A 17,566-nucleotide genomic window follows, 5' to 3' on the forward strand; every position below is an offset into this window, starting at 1 on the left:
TCGGCGCCGCCGCTCCTGGCCCAAAAGCTCCCCACTCTTATCGTTGCTATTAGTCATAAACATAACCGTTTGCCTATCCCTTATCGTAAGGGGGAAACGGTGTCCTGTCTTTCATGGGGCTCGTTCAAGCTGCTGTACTGACCAATTAACACTGTGGCTACGCTCTACAATCCAATATGCCTGTTTTAGGAGGCGCTTACATCGATTTACACACACCGACGACTTTGGGCAGAGGCAGGGCGATGGTTACCTTAGTCAGCAGGTCAATCCGCAAGAAGCCGTTGAAGTAGCCCGAGGCGTGACTGGACATTCAGTGGATTTAAAAGGCCTGCTTGGGCTGGGCCCGGTGTCCGATCTACATACCCAAATCTGCCTCAAGACGGGAACCCTTCAAATTGGTCGGCAATGTCCCGACGGGCATGATTTTCAGTATCTCGCTAGTGAGATAATCGGCGTGAGCGGAGTAAGTCGCGATTCGCCCTTGCTCAACCGACCTATAAAGCACAGCCGCGTCTGCAACTGCTGGGTAAATCTCAGAATACTCAGCACATCATCCTGAATAACCCCTAGTTTCATAGACACATCCATGCCACAAAGATGTTGACCTCAATACTTCGCTTTTGACAGGGAACGAATAAAATTAGAGTGTGAGCCCAGACTCCACAGTGCGCGTCTTCGTGATCGTTACTCATGGATCTTATACCTAAACGATTGGCGGAAAACTCCAAAGTTGGTGTATTGTTATGGGACTAACTACGTAGAGATTAAACATGTCCAAACTTGCTGAATTTCGCCAACTCGAAAAACACCTTGCCGAACAACTCGAGGCTCTCGAAACACTGAAAGGCGATGCTGGCCTCAAAAAGGAAATAGAGTTTGAGTCGAAGCTGCGCGCTCTGCTTGCTGAATACGGTTACAGCCTGTCTAACATCATCAACTTGTTGGATCCTCAGACTGGCCGCAGCACTCCAGTAGTGAAATCCAAAGCTGGCACTCGTAAACCACGTCAGGTGAAGGTCTACAAAAATCCGTACACTGGCGAGGTCATCGAAACCAAAGGTGGGAATCACAAAGGTCTGAAGGAGTGGAAGGCAGAACACGGCTCAGATACCGTTGAGTCCTGGCTGACCAAGTGATTTTGGTTTGAGTACAAAAGGGCCCTTCGAGGGCCCTTTTTGTATGTTATTTGAGATAGGTGGTTGATCTTCTCGGCGGAGAATTCAAGCATCTCCAGAGGCTCTTGAGTAACTCCTATCTGACGCTGAAATCTGTGCGTTTCTGGCCATAGAAGCTTAGGGATGGTCTGAAGTAGGCCGCTATTTTTCGACTGCTGAGCCATAGGCGCTTTCAAAAAACGGCAGCCGTTCAAAATCGATCAAGTCTGCCGCCTATTCCATCCATTTTTGCCGCTGCACGCGCCTCGCAGCAGCTATTTCACTCATTACGGACGCACCTCTCCTACGCTGGAGAGCAAATATCGACGCGCCATCCACAGGTTTGACAGGGCGAACAGCGTCACCATCTGAGCAGTGTTCTTCACCAAGCCTCGGAAGCGCACTTTCGTATAACCAAACTGGCGCTTGATCACCCGAAATGGATGCTCAACCTTGGCGCGAAACTGGGCCTTGGCTTTCTCGATCTTGCGCATCGCTTTGTACAACGCGCTGCGTTTACCGTGTTTTTTGTAGGTACTGCGCCGGGCTGCAATCTGCCAGATGACGTGGCGTCCCGCATGCTCTTCGCGCTTCTCGACACCGGTATAGCCTGCATCGGCGCAGACCACGTTCTCAGCACCGTGTAGCAATTTGTCGACTTGGGTTATATCCGCGACGTTGGCCGCAGTGACCACCACGCTGTGCACCAGCCCTGACTCATCGTCGACACCAATGTGAGCTTTGGCACCGAAGTAATACTGGTTACCTTTCTTTGTCTGGTGCATTTCCGGGTCGCGTTTGCCGTCCTTGTTCTTGGTCGAACTGGGCGCATGAATCAGCGTGGCATCGACGATGGTGCCTTGTCGCAGTGACAAGCCACGGTCGCCCAGATAGCCATTGATCACGCCGAGAATACCAGCGGCCAACTCGTGCTTTTCCAGCAGGCGACGGAAGTTGAGGATGGTAGTTTCATCTGGGATCCGCTCCAGGCTCAGACCGGAAAACTGGCGCAAGATCGTCGTCTCGTACAGAGCTTCCTCCATCGCAGGATCGCTGTAACCGAACCAGTTCTGCATGAGATGAACCCGCAGCATCGCCATCAAAGGATAGGCAGGACGACCACCTTCGCCCTTCGGGTAATGAGGCTCGATCAGGGCAATCAAACCCTTCCAGGGTACGACACGATCCATCTCGATCAGGAACAATTCCTTGCGGGTCTGCTTGCGCTTACCGGCGTACTCGGCATCGGCGAAGGTCATCTGCTTCATTGAAAAGCTCGGCGATTGGTGTCCGGGGATTTTGCCAAATCAGGAAGTCTTTTTCAGGATTTCCTTAGTGTTAGCCAACTCCCCCAGATTACGACCCATCCTGACCGCCCCTGCTGAGTATCAAAACAATAACCTGATAAACAAGGACGGTTTTCCCCGTCGTATTAGCGACATCGACTTTAAAAACAGCCCCCCCAGTTCATAGTTCCGTGCGTGGATGAGTGGTTGTATTACTTAAGCTGAGAGCTAGAGAATATCTCTAGGCACGACCGGAGCCACAAGCGTTTAATCGCACCGACGGGGCTAGTTGGCAAAGAGACCGACAACACCTTTGCCGACACTAGTCAGTTCGACAGGATCACCCAGCGCATCAATGGTGACCAGAATGGAGTGGCCGATCGGCAAGCGTTGTATGCCCAAGCGCTCAAGGTGTTGGCGTGAGGGCTGATACGGTGCTGGGTGCTGCTGATCATCCTTGCCCTGATGGTGGGCAGCGCGTGAACTGCATGGCCGTGGCAGGCCACGCCTACGATGAGCAATTGGTCGCCAAGGAAGCTGCCCACCAAACCAAGTTCACCCTTCTGGCCAATGCCAGCCCCACGCGGGTTCTGGCAGAGCAGGGCAAGTTCCTTACGCTGGAGCAATCGCTGGCAGCCAGTGACCGATCCTATTGCCGAACTCTGACCGATGCAAAAACCAAACAATCACGCCTGGGTGATCGCTTGCTACTGCCGACCTGTGGCTTTAAGTCCAACTCGACGGAGCTACGAATGGTTGTGACGCAGTGCAACCTACCACCGGTGCCGGCGGCATGGCTTATGGTGCCCTTAGAACCCAACTTGTTCCAGCGCATGCCCAACGAATTATCGGAGTCTACGGCGACGGCGATTAGGGACTAATCGCGTTGCAAGCCTGCAAAGGCTACGCGAGAGAAGTCTCTGGTAAGAAGTCAAAAGAGCTGAGGTTTTAGAAATTTTGTTCCCAAAGCTTGCTAGGATAGCTTGGCTAAAATCTCGTTTTACCATAGGAACAGCGGGGATAATGATAATTACACGTTTTATGACGTGAATCTCAAAAGGGGAATCTTATGGTTGGAAAGCCTACGGATGATAGTCCAAACACACCTTCTCAACCCAGTGAAGGCATTCCTGCTCCTACTGGAGCGGCCAATCTTATCGATACTGACTATGTCATTGGTCAAGACAACATCAAGGGAGAGTTTTCGTTCTCACTCGATATCCACGGTAAAGTTTTCATCATTTCAGCAGCCACCATTTTACTATTCGTGATTTTGACGCTGGCATTGCAGAATGAAGTAGAACCCCTTTTTAGCTCCATTCGAAACTGGCTAACCAGCCATCTAGCCTGGCTCTTCATGAGCATTGCGAACGTTTTTGTCTTGCTATGCATTGCACTTATTTTCTCTCCGCTGGGCAAGGTTCGTTTGGGCGGTAGAGATGCCAAACCAGACCATAGTTACGTCGGTTGGTTTTCAATGCTTTTTGCTGCGGGGATGGGCATTGGGTTGATGTTTTATGGGGTAGCCGAACCCATGTCGCATTACGCTGCTTCAATGGGAGGTGTGACAGTAGATGCGAGCGGTTTACGCACGGATTGGGCGCCCCTAGGAGGTGCCGAAGGTGATATTAAGGTTTCTGCTGACTTGGCTATGGCGGCTACAATCTTTCACTGGGGACTCCATCCTTGGGCTATATACGCGATTGTGGCGCTGTCTTTAGCGTTGTTTTCTTATAACAAAGGCTTGCCGCTTTCAATACGCTCAATTTTTTATCCACTATTGGGTGAGCGTGTCTGGGGATGGCCGGGACATATCATCGATATACTAGCGGTATTTGCCACGCTATTTGGTTTGGCGACCTCTTTAGGGATTGGCGCAGAACAGGCTGCTGCAGGGATTGAATATCTCTTCGGAATTCAATCGACAAATCTGAGCAAGGTTGTACTGATCGTTGGGATCACCATAATCGCTCTTTGGTCAGTCCTTTCCGGCTTGGACAAGGGCGTCAAAATGCTTTCCCAGATCAATATGGGGCTTGCGCTGCTCTTGTTGGTGTTCGTAATCATTGTGGGGCCGACCCTGGCTATTTTCACTGGATTCTTTAAAAATCTGGTGACTTATGTTGAATATTTGCCTGCGCTCTCAAACCCATTTGGACGTACTGATATCGAGTTCACTCAAGGCTGGACTGCCTTCTACTGGGCTTGGTGGATCAGTTGGTCACCATTTGTAGGCATGTTTATCGCTCGCGTCAGTCGTGGTCGAACTGTCAGAGAGTTTCTGATCTCTGTTCTACTTGTGCCTTCAGTAGTTTCTGTATTGTGGATGACTACGTTTGGCGGTACGGCAATTGACCAAGTGACCACTCAAAGCCTTATGGGAGTCAAGGACGCGGTCTTAGAGCTGAAGTTGTTCGCCATGCTGGGAGAGCTCCCCCTCAAGGAGATCAGCTCATTCCTAGGTATTATTCTGGTCATAGTGTTCTTTATTACTTCCTCTGACTCCGGCTCATTGGTGATCGATACCATCACAGCTGGAGGCAAGGTTGACGCGCCTGTTCCTCAACGGGTGTTCTGGGCGGTAATCGAAGGCGTGATTGCGATTGCACTGCTATTGGGGGGCGGTCTGGTGGCACTGCAGGCAATGGCAGTATCCACGGGGTTGCCTTTCGCAATAGTTCTAATGATAGGGTGTATCTCTCTAGTGAAAGGACTAATGTCTGAGCCTCGCTAGTCAGTATGAGCTAGGCTATAGGTAAGATTGACCTCAAGCTTCAAGGTGTAACATATCTATCTGCTTGCACCTTGAAGCTATTAACTTGGTTCAATTCCATAACTCACCGACAGGTGTGAGTGGCGAGTAGTGAGTTGCTATCTGCGCCTGCAACAACTCGGCAGTCGCGAGAGCATCGGTTAATGCATGATGTGCGTGATAAGCCGGCAGGTTTAACCTAGAGCGACTGTCTGCCAGCCGTATGGACTGTTGCTTGCGTCCAATCAGTCGGCCGAACCAGCTAATTTTTTGCCTATGGAAGTGTGCCTCTAACTGCATCGTATCGATGACTGGAAACTTAAGGCCTTCACCTAAATACCTACGCACTGCCTGATCCAAGAAGGCGCGCTCAATATTCCGGTAATGGACGACAATCACTCTGCCCGCCATGGCTTCAAGCAAAGGATCAAGCACCTGCGCAAACACAGGGGCATCTAAAATTTCGGCATGGGTTATGTGATGAAAGGTCACTGACTTTTCATTCAGTTCGGACGATGGTTTTATCACCCAGTAGAGTGAATTCCCGCAACAAATACGATTCAGCGTGAACGGCATAACACCAATACTCACGATGCTGTGGGACTGTGAGTCAAGGCCGGTAGTCTCTACGTCCATGGCCAGCAGTTGAACGCTCTCAATGGGTGCCAGCGCTGAAACCGCGCCAGCTTGATAGAACTTTCGTAATAGAGGATTAACCGAAATCTTCGCCAATGTCTCGAACTCGGCAGACCAGTCCAACACTCTATTTTTAGGCTGCTTTTTTAGGTTTTTCATCGCTAAAAGCGGCCCTTTGAAGGATATCGGAATCGCAAGAAATTTTGGCCATTGCTCAACACCTGAAACGCTTCTTTGAGGTTATGTCGTTCACTGCTAGAAAAGCGCTCGGGCTCAATGTAGTTATTGAGTGATGCCCCCTGTTCAAGTGCGTCCGCCTGGTGTCGAATACGCACCATCGACAGGAACTCTAGTGCGTACCGAAGTTGCTTTAATGCTTCTGGAGGAATGACTTTACTTCGGGCTATAGCATCCATGCGATCAAATGAGTTCTGAGCGGTACTGCCACATGCTAGCGCATGAATCCGGATAAGGTCGGTCAGCGGTGCCGTGCCACGCCCTTTAAGGTTGATGATCCTTTTTTGCTGTCCGTCAGTCTCAACGACAAAAGTACGAAAGAATCCTAATGGCGGCGTTCGATTAAGGGCAATACGAGCCATTGCGCTTAGAAATACAGGGTGTGTACTTGCTTTTCGAGCGCACAGGTCTTTAAGCTCTTGTACCAACTCAAGCTTGCCAAAAACCCCATCCAGATCGAAAAAAATACAGCTATTAAGCAACGTAGTTGGATTAGGTTTTTCGATCCACTGATCGAAGTAACTTCGCCATACCTTCAAAGGCTGTCGCCACTGCTCGTTGGTCGCCATGACCCCGCCCTTGCAGTAGCTGTAACCGCACGCGGCCAGTCCATCGCTAACAAACGTTGCCAGGGCTCGGAAGTAAGAGTCGTGTTGGATCGGATCGAAGCTGTCGTCGAGTACTAACGCGTTGTCCTGGTCAGTCACTAACAACTGCTCATCACGCGCCATTGATCCCAAAACCATAAAGCAGTAAGGCACTGGAGGCGGGCCTAACTTTTTCTCGGCCAGCTCAAGCAAACGCTGGGTAAAGGCACGGCCAATACCTGAAATCGCGCTTCCGATCATGTGCGCAGTAGCCCCGTCACGCACCATGCGGATATAGGTTCCTCGCAGGTCACGCAAAAGTGATCTCAGGCCTTCAACTGAGGTCTGGTTAGAGATTCTGTTAACCAAGTACAAACTGCTATGCGATTCGTACCTGATGATATCCGACAGGTTTATAAGGCCAATTGGATTACCATCGTGCACAACCGGCAAGTGATGAATATTGCGGCGCAACATCACAAGCATGGCTTCAAACACTGAATCATCGGAGCCAATTACAACCGGATCGACTGTCATAATGTCGCTGGCACGAGTTTCGTCAGCGTTTAGGCCCACTGCAACAAATCGCGTGCGAAGGTCTCTATCTGTGACGATCCCTTCTATTTCAGCCGTCTTTAAACCTGCCGGAGACATGACTAGAACGCAGGATACACTTTGCTCAGTCATGATTTTTGCAGCTCCGCCGACAGAGATATCTGACGTGACCCACACCAAGGGACGTGAGATGAGGGCGCGACATTTGAGCTGAATAAGCTCACTAGCACGCCCCTGAGCTTCAACAGCAGTTTTGAGTCTCGAGTTTCCCTCTGCTTCAACGAAGTCAGCGAAAGCATCATGTTGCGCACAAAGGTCAGCGAAAACGTCGGCAGGGATGTAATAGATCAGGCTATCTTCCAACGCTCGGGCGGGAAAGCGTACCTTGTTGCTACGTAACAGACCTGCCTGACCGAATAGGTCACCTTCGACGAGACGGTCATAGAGCTCACCATTACGCCGGTAAATCTCCACCGCACCACTACGAACATAATGCAGATCCTGAATGGTCGCACCGGCTTCAAGAATGTCACTGCCGGCTTTGAAATAACTCACTTCAATTCGCCGAGCGATGGCGTCTACCGACTCCTTTGGCAGGGCATCAAAAGGAGCGAAACGATAGAGGTGGTCGCTAATCTCCTGTAACTCAATCTGCATGAAACCTCGTGATGCTGGAAAAATAAAAGTCGCGAGCGCCATAGTTGGCGAATGGGAATAGTCTTTCTGTATCGGCCACCACATCACATCCTGTGACTAGGATCAAGCTTCGTGGCTGACTTACGTTATGCGTTGTAACCACTTTGAGTAACTGCGTACGGTAATTTTTGCGATACCTAAAGGATCAATATTAATCGCCCCGGGTTTCTGAGGTGTTCAGCAATCACTATTCGCCTAGAAATGCCCCTCCTGAAATGCGGCAACCAGCCAAAAGCGGACTGATCGAACCTTGCCTCATCTTGTGTCCTTTTGAGGCTTCGATATCTCTAGGAGAGCCGGGGCGGATTCAGGGGCTGAAATCCTATAAGGGTCTCGACAGGGTCTTTGATCGCCTTTAGGGGGAGCTCAGAATCTCAGGTGACACCTTTGAAATCCATGTCTTTTACCAGCAATTATATGCAGGAGATTCAAAATGAGCATTGATTGGATCAACTTCACGCCTTGGACTTCATTAGCTGGAGGCGCCTTGATAGGGCTGGCTGCTAGCTTGTTTGTTCTCGCGAATGGACGCATCGCCGGCATCAGTGGACTGCTTGGAAGCGTGCTGCGATTCGATAGTGAGGGTTGGAGTGAGAAGGTGTTATTTCTTCTTGGTCTACTGATTTCTCCGTTGTTGTGGGGAGCGTTTACCGTAATGCCAGAGATCGAGATTAAGGCAGGGTGGCCGACGCTGATCATTGCGGGCTTGCTTGTCGGAGTGGGTACTCGTTACGGATCTGGTTGTACAAGCGGCCATGGCGTTTGCGGGATCTCTCGACTCTCAGCACGATCCATCACGGCAACGATGTGCTTTATGTTTGCTGGCTTTGCAACGGTGTACGTCACCCGTCATGTGGTGGGAGCATGAAAATGATCAAGTTGACCGCCTTTTTTGCAGGACTGATCTTCGGCCTTGGTCTTCTCCTGGCAGGCATGGCGAATCCCGCCAAAGTATTAGCTTTTCTTGATTTGGCCGGGGCCTGGGATCCATCACTCGCACTGGTGATGGGTGGGGCCATCGCGGTGGCGATTATTCCCTTGAATTGGGCGCGCAAAAACAAACAATCCTTGTTGGGTGCCCCGATGCAGTTTCAAATGAAAAGGGAGTTGGATTCCCGCTTGATTGGCGGCAGCCTGTTGTTCGGTATAGGTTGGGGTCTTGCGGGGATATGCCCTGGGCCAGCGTTAACAATTCTGCTTACAGGGCACGGCCAAATCATCATATTCGTATTGGCCATGTTGGCCGGAATGTACTTGTTTAACCTATTAGAACGTAGCGCACGACCCGATTAGGCTGAAACCGTGGACATGAGTACAGCACAGTCAGACTCTCAAACCTGCTGACCAGATCGATAACACGTATTTCCGGCCAATGAATATTTGATGTCCGGGCTGAACGATTCACAAGTCTTCATTTTCGCTGAGCGATTCTTGCTGGCCTGGAACCGAATAAAACTTTCGCTGATGGCGTTTAGATTTTGATTGAACGATCCGGACTATGCTGCAAATTCCAATACCCAACTCGACCCTCGCGCAGAATCTGACAGCCAAAGCTGACCGATTGAAAAACCAAACAAGCACGCCTTCGTGACCGCTTTGCTGCTGATCTGCGGCTGTCAGCCCCACTCGATGTCACCGCCACAACTGCGGCGTGGTTTATTACGCCCATAGAGCCCAACTTGACCGAGCTCATGCTAGACGAATCGTCGGCGACCATGGGCTGATCGCCCTGAAAACCTACCCAGGAAGTATCGGCAAGTAAAAAAAGGAGTGATCGAATCAACATGTTTTGGAGGTGCTGTCTTTAGATTTTGAACCAGTTAGTTGATCAAAGATTTCAACAAGTAAAGTTCTAGTTCGGGTGACTGTTAGCATGGGTGTAGCATTCGCGCTGCCCTCGGGAGATACCCCGAGTAAGTTAGTTGTTAGAGCGGATGATGCGCTTTACTGTGCAAAACAAGCTGGTCGTAATAGGGTCTGTTCTGCTCGTGGTAATGATGACGCTTCGCAAGTTACGACAATGTCGACAAATGACTCTTAGTGTTTGGCGGCAAGTTTAAGCGGATTGAATAAAGTAAACGTGGCTTTTATTTTTCAAGGAAAGTCACAGCCTGCGCGAAGCGGCTATTTATTGGAGCTGTTTTACACCCTGGTCGTGTTGACGCGATGGAGGACTCATAGAGTTTGGTGGCAGCTTGTTCGTTGTTGCCAATGGGCCGCATTCCGAGCGCAGACGGATTACCAGGTGCAAAATACCCTATGGAAATACTCATTAAGCTTTTCATATTAGCTGCCGATACCCTTGACACAGGGCAAGGGATCTATCTAAATGAGAAACAATCAACCGGTCACGCAGCGCGAGATTGCCTTGGGAGCGCAACAAAAACTTATTTCTACAACTGATGCACGAGGTGTCATTACGTATTGCAATGATGCTTTTGTCGAGATCAGCGGTTTCAATAAGTCAGATCTAATAGGCGCGCCCCAAAATATCGTCCGACATCCCGATGTCCCCTCTGCCATATTTGCTCATATGTGGGGCGCTCTCAAACAGGGCCAGCCTTGGATGGGTATCGTAAAGAACCGAACTAGCAGTGGCGACCATTACTGGGTGAATGCTTATGTCACTCCGATTTTCGAGGGCAGCCAGGTAATTGGTTATGAATCGGTCAGAATTAAGCCTACGACCGATCAAATTCGACGCGCAGAGAACCTTTACAATCGCCTAAACCTAGGCAAGTCGGCTATTCCCAGCAGTGACAAATGGCAACCTGTACTCATGGACTGGCTACCACTTTTGGCTATGGGGCTAGTGGGCTCCTTAGGGGGAGTATTTTTCAGTACTTCTCTGGCATTAACCTTGGCGGTATTAATATCTGTTCTCTTCGGGCTGATTGTTTCGCGTCAGAAAAATCAAGGGGCGCTGCATCTGTTGAAAATGGCTGACCCCACAACCTCGGATCAGTTAATTGCACAGATGTATAGCGATGAGCGCGGCCCACAGGCGCGGCTTGAAACCGCATTTGTGAGCCAGACATCGAGGCTCAAGACTTGCCTTACTCGTTTGCAAGACACCGCAGAGCAGCTCACTGGTCTGGCTGAAAGATCGGATAACCTTGCCTCAGATAGCTCGCGCGGACTTGAACGTCAGCGAGTCGAGACTGAGCAAGTGTCAGCTGCAGTTAGTCAGATGGCTGCGACCACGCAGGAGGTCGCAACCCACGTTCAGAGAACCGCTAGCGCTACTCAAGAAGCCAATGAGCTAACAGGACGGGGCCGTGATGTAGCTCGAGATACCCGAGAGGCCATCCAACGCCTCTCGATCGTTGTCGGAGAGACTGGCCAAGCGGTTGCACAGTTAGCTAAAGACAGCAATGAAATCGGAACGGTTGTCGATGTCATTAAAGGTATTGCCGATCAAACCAACTTGCTTGCTTTGAATGCCGCGATCGAAGCTGCACGTGCTGGAGATATGGGCCGAGGCTTCGCTGTGGTTGCAGACGAGGTGCGTCAGTTGGCGCAACGCACCACTCAGTCAACTATTCAAATTCATAGCCTGATCTCCAAGCTGCAAACCTCGTCAATTTGTGCTGTTAAAACCATGGAGAATGGACATCGCCAAGCTGAAGAAGGAGTCGCCTGGGTACTAGAAGCTGACAAGGCATTGGTTGGAATTAGTGATGCGGTAGCTCACATTACTGATATGACCACCCAGATCGCCGCAGCGACTGAAGAGCAAACTGCCGTTGCAGAGGAGATTAGTCGCAACATTACGACCATCGCAAATCTTGCAGATCAAACATCTGAACAAGCAAGAAGCTCGGCAGAGCTCAGCAAAGAATTAACTCAAACAGCGACGACCCAGTACTCATTGGTCGAACGATTCAACCGTTAACAAACGAACCTTCTCGACAAAAGCCCGCTCTGCGCGGGCTCTCAATTGCGCTCTTAGCCGGGCTCTGATCTCAAGGTTTTGCGAGAGCAAATCCAAGGTTTAGAGGGGCTTGTTGATAGCGGTGCCAATCAGCTAACCCTCTCCCATGCTGAGCGCAAAGTGTCCCGGTTTCTGTCAGAAGCATTCGCCCAGTTACCGATGTGACTCGTGCTTACACGTGGTAAATACCGCGAGCTGACTGGCAGGTTGGGTAGGGGATATGGAGCGGTAGGTGGCGGCGAGCGGAGCGCGCAGGCGTGAGGATGGAAGCCCGCAGGGCCGAGACGTAGACTCGGTTTACGATACCAAAGGCTCTAAGCCGCGCGGCGTATATCAGTGAAGCCGCGTCGCCCTAGAAACCCGTTAGATGAACATTAGTCAACATGAGATATTAATATAAACACCGCCTGTTTGCGAACTCTTCCATGTTGTTTTGTTGCCCGACTGACATCCAAAGCTACACACTAAAAAATCAACGGATCAAAATGAAAGATAGACTGTCAATATATACCAATTAGGAATTGGTCAAAGCTAAAGATGGGTTGTCAATATATGTAAATTAGAAATTTGTCAAAATGAAACATGGACTGTCAATATATACCAATTAGATTGAGGTGTATTGAAAGCTTGCACCTTACCATGCTTGCAAGATATTTTTTTTGATTATGATGACCAAAATAAACTGATTAAAGGTCATTGGCTAAAATGAACTACACAGTATATCCTCCACAAGAAGTCGACAACGCTCTGACTGCCAGAGCTGCAATTACGCACTTGGGAGAACATCTACAAGCGTTCCTGAATGCGAATAATATTGCAAACTGGGCTCCGGCGGACGATTACACCCTCAGAGACGACAGAGTGGCAGATGTTCTAGTGTATCTTGGTACCTCGAAGGGTATGAGTATCGCTCAGATTAAATATCAAGCGAAGAAAATTATGAAAGTGGTAAGGTTATCCGGTAGTACGATGAAGCTGAGCTTTGCCTACAACCTTATTGCTAATTGTCTAGGATATGCGCATTTTCAATTTGCTTACATGTGCCGTTCAGTTGATCATTATGTGGAAAACCTATGGCCGTTGGGGTTGCTGAGTAATGGTTGTTTATTTACAGACATGGAGCGATCAAATTGGCCGTCTTCATCGGTTTCGTTAAGAATGCGCGAAAACATTCAGTTCAATAAGATTCGGGATGGGGTTGTCAAAGAAATAAAGCGGAAGAGTAAAAAGGAACGGAGTCAAAAAGAAAATGATTTTTTGACGATAAGAAATACTACCCTGACCCGAAGAGCGACTATGCCAATCGGAACGCGCGAGTAGATATTTTTGAATCTGCCTCACCTTTAGGCAAGACGTGATCCTGGAGCAAACCTGAGGCCTTATTAGTCGTGATGGAAATAGGCTGTCTACTGCAACATTCCATGCCCGTCAGCCAGCTAGGCTTGTAACTTCTGGAGGGCCTTGTCAGTGAGGGTACGTCTATGCCATGAGTCCTACTAAGAACACTGACCAAAATGCGGCATGCGGCAGCAGAGCATGTACACATCCTGGACACCAGTCCCTGGTTCCTTAAGTCCGTTAGAGAAGCTGAGATCTTTTGACCAAGGGTTAGGTTCCTTGAGCTAAAATGCTACTAGTCGATGGTAAAATCATCCGCCTTGGAAATTCGACTTATAGATAGAGTCCCCGTCGGCACTGTTAGCTAAACGGCGAAGAACCAGTGACGCACCGGTTATCGCTCCCCAGACATTCGAGCAAGGAAGATCGATGTACGTTGCTTTCGAGCTGAACGGATACCAACCCCTTCGCAAGGTTTCTTCATTGGAAACCTGCCGTTTCAAAGAGCAGGCGAAGAGCACCTTTAACAGGCTTTCTGATTACATGTTGGGTAAGTTCATAGGCATGGATGTAATCAACGCGGAACAGCTTACTGGCCATTTGTTCACTTCCAAGAAGGCCAATGTGTTCCTATCCCATTCGCATTGGGATGCTGATCAAGCATACGACATACCTGATGGGGTGCTCAAATTGTGCGTTCGCGTTGCCATGGCTGGCTATGTACTACAGTGGTACCACCTCGATTGCTCACCCGACCATAGCATCACGGATAAGGCTTACCTACTATGACTCAAGCCAGAGCATGAGTCGCCGGGGCAATTGCTACGACAACTCGCCGATGAAGCCTGTATTTCGAAGCTTGAAAACCGAGTGGATACCTTCAGTGGGTTATATGTCGGTTCAGCAGGCGCAACGGGACATCAGCCATTATTTGATGCATCGCTACAACTGGATACGGCCTCATGCATTCAATGGCGGGCTCGCGCCTGCTCAGTCCGAGAAAAAACTTAACGCAGTGTCCGGGATTACTTGACCACTACACCATTGTTTTTTGTTACATGATCCTCGGCATCGCAGGGGGAGGTGATAACAAATCCTTTGGCCGTATGGGCGCAAAGTCCCTGATTTACTTCTTTGCGATCACCAGCCTGGCCATTGTCATGGGGCTGGTCTTTGCCAACGTGTTCGAGCCCGGTAAAGGCACCGAGATAGCAGGCATTGCGCACAGCGGCACTTCTACGGTCACGATGGAGCCTTCAAAAGGCGCGCTGATCATTCTGCAAAACATCGTGCCCGATAACGTCATCGTTGCAATGTCGGAAGCGAAGTTGCTGTCAGTGCTGTTTTTTGCCGTACTGCTCGGGATGGCGTTGAACGCATTACCCAAAACCAGGAGTGCGCCGGTCATTGCGGTTATTCAGGGTTTGTCCGATGCAATGTTCAAGGTCGTCTCGTTTGTCATGGCGTATGCGCCGATTGGCGTGTTCGGGATGATCGGGGCGACAGTCGCGACCTTTGGCTTTGCTTCACTGTTGCCATTGCTCAAGTTGATTGGTGTCGTGTACCTCGCACTGATTACCTTTGCCCTGGTGTTCCTGGGAGGTATTTGTTATCTGATCGGCGAAAACGTGTTCAAGCTGATCAAGTACTTCAGGGATGAGCTGATCCTGGCTTTTTCCAGTGCTGCCTCGGCAGCCGTGATGCCACAGTTGATCAGCAAGCTCGAAGCCTATGGCGTTCCACGGCGAATTGTCAGCTTCGTGGTACCGGTCGGTTACGCCTTCAACCTGGATGGCGCGTCCATTTTCCTGGGAGTGGCGACGATCTTTATCGCTCAGCTTTATGGCATTGAACTGTCGCTGACCCAGCAAATTCTGTTGGTGGTGACGATGGTCTTGACGTCAAAGGGCGCAGCAGGAGTGCCTGGGTTCGCGATCATTATTCTCTCGGCCACCCTGGCATCGGCCGGACTGCCGTTGGAAGGGGTTGGATTGATCGCCGGTATTTTCAGGATTATCGACAGCGGAACTACGACCTTGAATGTTCTCGGGAATGCCATTGCTCCCCTGGTGATCGCCAAGTGGGAGAGGGCTCCACTCGTACGTCAGGCTAGCGCGAGCGTTGGGCAAAGCACCTGATCTGAGATGTATAAGAGCCTTCCACGTTGAGAGCGTCGAAGGCTCTTTTTATGTCGATTGAGCACAGGGCTGGGAGCTGAGCTGTATGCGCGCAGAGGCGAACGTATAAAGTTGACGGACAAGGGTTGTGAGCCGACGAAAAATAATCAGCTTTAAATAATGGATCGACCGCGTAAAATCAGTCCCCTGTACGAGGGCAGGAGCCCGCCTGACAGGAAAACGCAAACGACGCCCAGCGCGTCATTTGATTCCTGCAGGTCACTCAGGAGGACAGGCCGTACGGGTGGGCCAAACTGCTCAATTCGCAATCGATTGCGTGTATTACTTCCACCCAGTCTTACCCGTGTAGATAACATTCGTCCGAGGTGCCAACGTGTCCAGACTTTCCCATCAGCAACTGCGGGTCGAATTTCGCAAGTTACTCGCTTCTACATCCTGCTTTCACACCGCCTCCGTGTTCGATCCCATGTCTGCCAGAATTGCCGCCGACCTGGGTTTTGAAGCCGGTATCCTGGGCGGTTCGGTTGCTTCGCTGCAAGTATTGGCAGCCCCAGATTTTGCCCTGATCACATTGAGTGAATTTACCGAGCAGGCGACCCGGATCGGGCGTGTGGCACAGTTGCCGATCATTGCCGATGCCGATCATGGTTACGGCAATGCGCTCAATGTGATGCGTACCGTGGCGGAGCTGGAGCGTTCCGGCGTGGCTGCATTGACCATCGAAGATACCCTCCTGCCTGCGCAATTCGGCCGCAAATCGACCGATCTGATCTCGATTGAAGAGGGCAGTGGCAAGATCAAGGCTGCCATTGAGTCTCGCGTAGATCCTGAACTGGTGATCATTGCCCGAACCAACGCCGGGACGTTATCCGTCGAGCATGTGAAATCCCGTATCAAGGCTTACACCGAGGCCGGTGCAGATGGTATTTGCCTGGTTGGCGTGAAGGATTTTGCTCACCTTGAGCAGATTGCCGAAGGCGTCGAGCTTCCGCTGATGCTGGTGACCTACGGAAACCCCGAACTGTCCGACAGCCAGCGTTTGGCTGCGCTGGGCGTGCGGATCGTGGTAGCCGGGCATGCGGCTTATTTTGCTTCGATCAAAGCCACTTACGACTGTTTGCGCGAACAGCGCAATGTCACCTGCAGCACCTCTGATCTGAGTGCTACAGAGTTGACCCACACCTACACGCGACCAGAGCGTTATCAGGTGTGGGCCAAAGAGTTCATGAACGTAGACGAGTAGTTAAATAAAGTGATCATGTTCAGCGACTGATTACCGTGGCAGGCATCAGGTTTTTTTCAGAACCTGCTCGGTAATCAGCTGGACAAGTGACTTCACAGGCTCGCTGAGGCTGCGGCGCGCGCGATGCACGAGCCCGATATCACGATGAAATGTCCGTTGCTTCAGGTCTATGGCCCGAACCTCTGCCGGCCATCCTTGATGGGTTGCCGTTTCTGGAACCAGCGCAACGCCCACCCCATTGGCAACCAGCTTGATGATCGCATCCAGCTCATCGAGTTCGCATACTTCTCGCAAAACCACATGGGTTTGGCGCAAGAATCGGTCAACCTGCCGACCGCCGAAAGACGATCGGTCGTAGCGTATGAATGGCTCGGTCGAGACCAGTTCAGACCAGTCATCCCCGGGCATGTCGGCCGGCACGATGAGCCGATAGGGTTCGCGCGCCAGCGTTGTCCATCGCAAGTCACTTTGAAGTGAGAAAGGCGGGCGGATGATCACAGCCATGTCGATCTCGCCAGCATCCACCTGATTGACCAGCTCCATTGAAAGGCCCGGAATCACTCGAGTCCTGCACTCCAGGAATAGTTGGTGAAACTGCGCCAGTGCTTCCGGTAAAAAAGAGCGTTGCACAGAGGCAATGGCTCCAATCGTTACCAGAATGCTTGCAGGCAGCCCAACAGTTGTTGTGCCCAGATTCTTGAACTGGCGCACCAGCTCCTGTCCCTGCAACAGCACTTGATGACCCATCCGGTTGAGTTGGGCCGAGCGGCCTTGTCGGTCAAACAGCTCGACGCCGAGTTCCGCCTCCAGACGTTGCATTTGCGCACTGACAGCTGCCTGGGTCAGCCCAATCTTGCTGCCCGCAGCCGCAAAGGTGCCTTCTCTCGCCACGGCGATGAGGGTTTTCAATTCTTTAATCATGGTCAAATAATAGTTATGTTTATGCGGTAAATATATTCATTTCTGTTGTTGGTTGTCGCCGGTGACGGTGAAGCCAACTCACCGGTTTC

Annotated in this window: 14 protein-coding genes and 2 pseudogenes; 12 read left to right on the forward strand and 4 right to left on the reverse strand. The window is 50.7% G+C overall.

Annotated features, from left to right (window positions below):
• Positions 1-770 precede the first annotated feature (770 nt).
• Positions 771-1,136, forward strand: a complete 366-nt coding sequence (locus AC19YQ_RS22545; protein WP_095019784.1) for a histone-like nucleoid-structuring protein, MvaT/MvaU family — start codon at positions 771-773, stop codon at positions 1,134-1,136.
• Between the two features lie 305 nt (positions 1,137-1,441).
• Here AC19YQ_RS22545 and AC19YQ_RS22550 read toward each other — a convergent pair whose 3' ends face one another.
• Positions 1,442-2,422, reverse strand: a complete 981-nt coding sequence (locus AC19YQ_RS22550; RefSeq protein ID WP_083333486.1) for an IS5 family transposase — start codon at positions 2,420-2,422, stop codon at positions 1,442-1,444.
• Between the two features lie 437 nt (positions 2,423-2,859).
• Here AC19YQ_RS22550 and AC19YQ_RS22555 point away from each other — a divergent pair, with 437 nt between their 5' ends.
• Positions 2,860-3,321, forward strand: coding sequence for a hypothetical protein (locus AC19YQ_RS22555; RefSeq protein WP_500595991.1), 462 nt, complete (start codon positions 2,860-2,862; stop codon positions 3,319-3,321).
• A gap of 188 nt (positions 3,322-3,509) precedes the next feature.
• Positions 3,510-5,174: a BCCT family transporter gene (locus AC19YQ_RS22560; RefSeq protein WP_500595992.1), complete on the forward strand. Its 1,665-nt coding sequence runs from the start codon at positions 3,510-3,512 to the stop codon at positions 5,172-5,174.
• Between the two features lie 90 nt (positions 5,175-5,264).
• Here the strand turns inward: AC19YQ_RS22560 and AC19YQ_RS22565 are convergent, their stop codons facing one another.
• Both AC19YQ_RS22565 and AC19YQ_RS22570 read right to left on the reverse strand, forming a co-directional pair.
• Positions 5,265-5,987 (reverse strand): 3'-5' exonuclease, encoded by a 723-nt coding sequence (locus tag AC19YQ_RS22565; protein ID WP_095019783.1) that lies wholly within the window; start codon positions 5,985-5,987, stop codon positions 5,265-5,267.
• 2 nt (positions 5,988-5,989) lie between these two features.
• Complete coding sequence (locus AC19YQ_RS22570; RefSeq protein ID WP_037031797.1) at positions 5,990-7,864, reverse strand: DUF294 nucleotidyltransferase-like domain-containing protein; 1,875 nt, start codon at positions 7,862-7,864, stop codon at positions 5,990-5,992.
• A 472-nt stretch (positions 7,865-8,336) separates the two neighbouring features.
• Between AC19YQ_RS22570 and AC19YQ_RS22575 the strand changes: the two genes are divergently transcribed.
• The 9 genes and pseudogenes from AC19YQ_RS22575 to AC19YQ_RS22615 all read left to right on the forward strand — a co-directional run bounded on the left by AC19YQ_RS22575 (position 8,337) and on the right by AC19YQ_RS22615 (position 16,556).
• A complete protein-coding gene (locus AC19YQ_RS22575) occupies positions 8,337-8,771 on the forward strand; it encodes a YeeE/YedE thiosulfate transporter family protein (RefSeq protein ID WP_198821531.1) in 435 nt (144 codons plus the stop codon).
• 2 nt (positions 8,772-8,773) lie between these two features.
• Positions 8,774-9,196, forward strand: a complete 423-nt coding sequence (locus tag AC19YQ_RS22580; protein ID WP_130871454.1) for a DUF6691 family protein — start codon at positions 8,774-8,776, stop codon at positions 9,194-9,196.
• 541 nt (positions 9,197-9,737) lie between these two features.
• Positions 9,738-9,944, forward strand: a complete 207-nt coding sequence (locus AC19YQ_RS22585; RefSeq protein ID WP_500596009.1) for a GGDEF domain-containing protein — start codon at positions 9,738-9,740, stop codon at positions 9,942-9,944.
• 288 nt (positions 9,945-10,232) lie between these two features.
• On the forward strand, positions 10,233-11,798 hold the full coding sequence (locus AC19YQ_RS22590; RefSeq protein ID WP_500595993.1) for a methyl-accepting chemotaxis protein: 1,566 nt from the start codon (positions 10,233-10,235) through the stop codon (positions 11,796-11,798).
• Between the two features lie 744 nt (positions 11,799-12,542).
• Positions 12,543-13,157 (forward strand): hypothetical protein, encoded by a 615-nt coding sequence (locus tag AC19YQ_RS22595; RefSeq protein WP_500595994.1) that lies wholly within the window; start codon positions 12,543-12,545, stop codon positions 13,155-13,157.
• Positions 13,158-13,883: 726 nt separating this feature from the next.
• On the forward strand, positions 13,884-13,964 hold the full coding sequence (locus AC19YQ_RS22600; RefSeq protein WP_500596010.1) for a hypothetical protein: 81 nt from the start codon (positions 13,884-13,886) through the stop codon (positions 13,962-13,964).
• A pseudogene (locus AC19YQ_RS22605) lies at positions 13,942-14,208 on the forward strand (integrase core domain-containing protein); the annotation flags it as partial. The gene AC19YQ_RS22600 and the pseudogene AC19YQ_RS22605, both read left to right, overlap by 23 nt.
• A gap of 10 nt (positions 14,209-14,218) precedes the next feature.
• Positions 14,219-15,313 (forward strand): annotated as a pseudogene (locus AC19YQ_RS22610) (cation:dicarboxylate symporter family transporter); the annotation flags it as partial.
• A 373-nt stretch (positions 15,314-15,686) separates the two neighbouring features.
• Complete coding sequence (locus tag AC19YQ_RS22615) at positions 15,687-16,556, forward strand: isocitrate lyase/PEP mutase family protein (RefSeq protein ID WP_133079179.1); 870 nt, start codon at positions 15,687-15,689, stop codon at positions 16,554-16,556.
• Between the two features lie 45 nt (positions 16,557-16,601).
• Here AC19YQ_RS22615 and AC19YQ_RS22620 read toward each other — a convergent pair whose 3' ends face one another.
• Positions 16,602-17,477 (reverse strand): LysR family transcriptional regulator, encoded by an 876-nt coding sequence (locus tag AC19YQ_RS22620; protein ID WP_500595995.1) that lies wholly within the window; start codon positions 17,475-17,477, stop codon positions 16,602-16,604.
• Positions 17,478-17,566: the final 89 nt, after the last annotated feature.

It is taken from the genome of Pseudomonas sp. MF06569 (assembly GCF_059862735.1).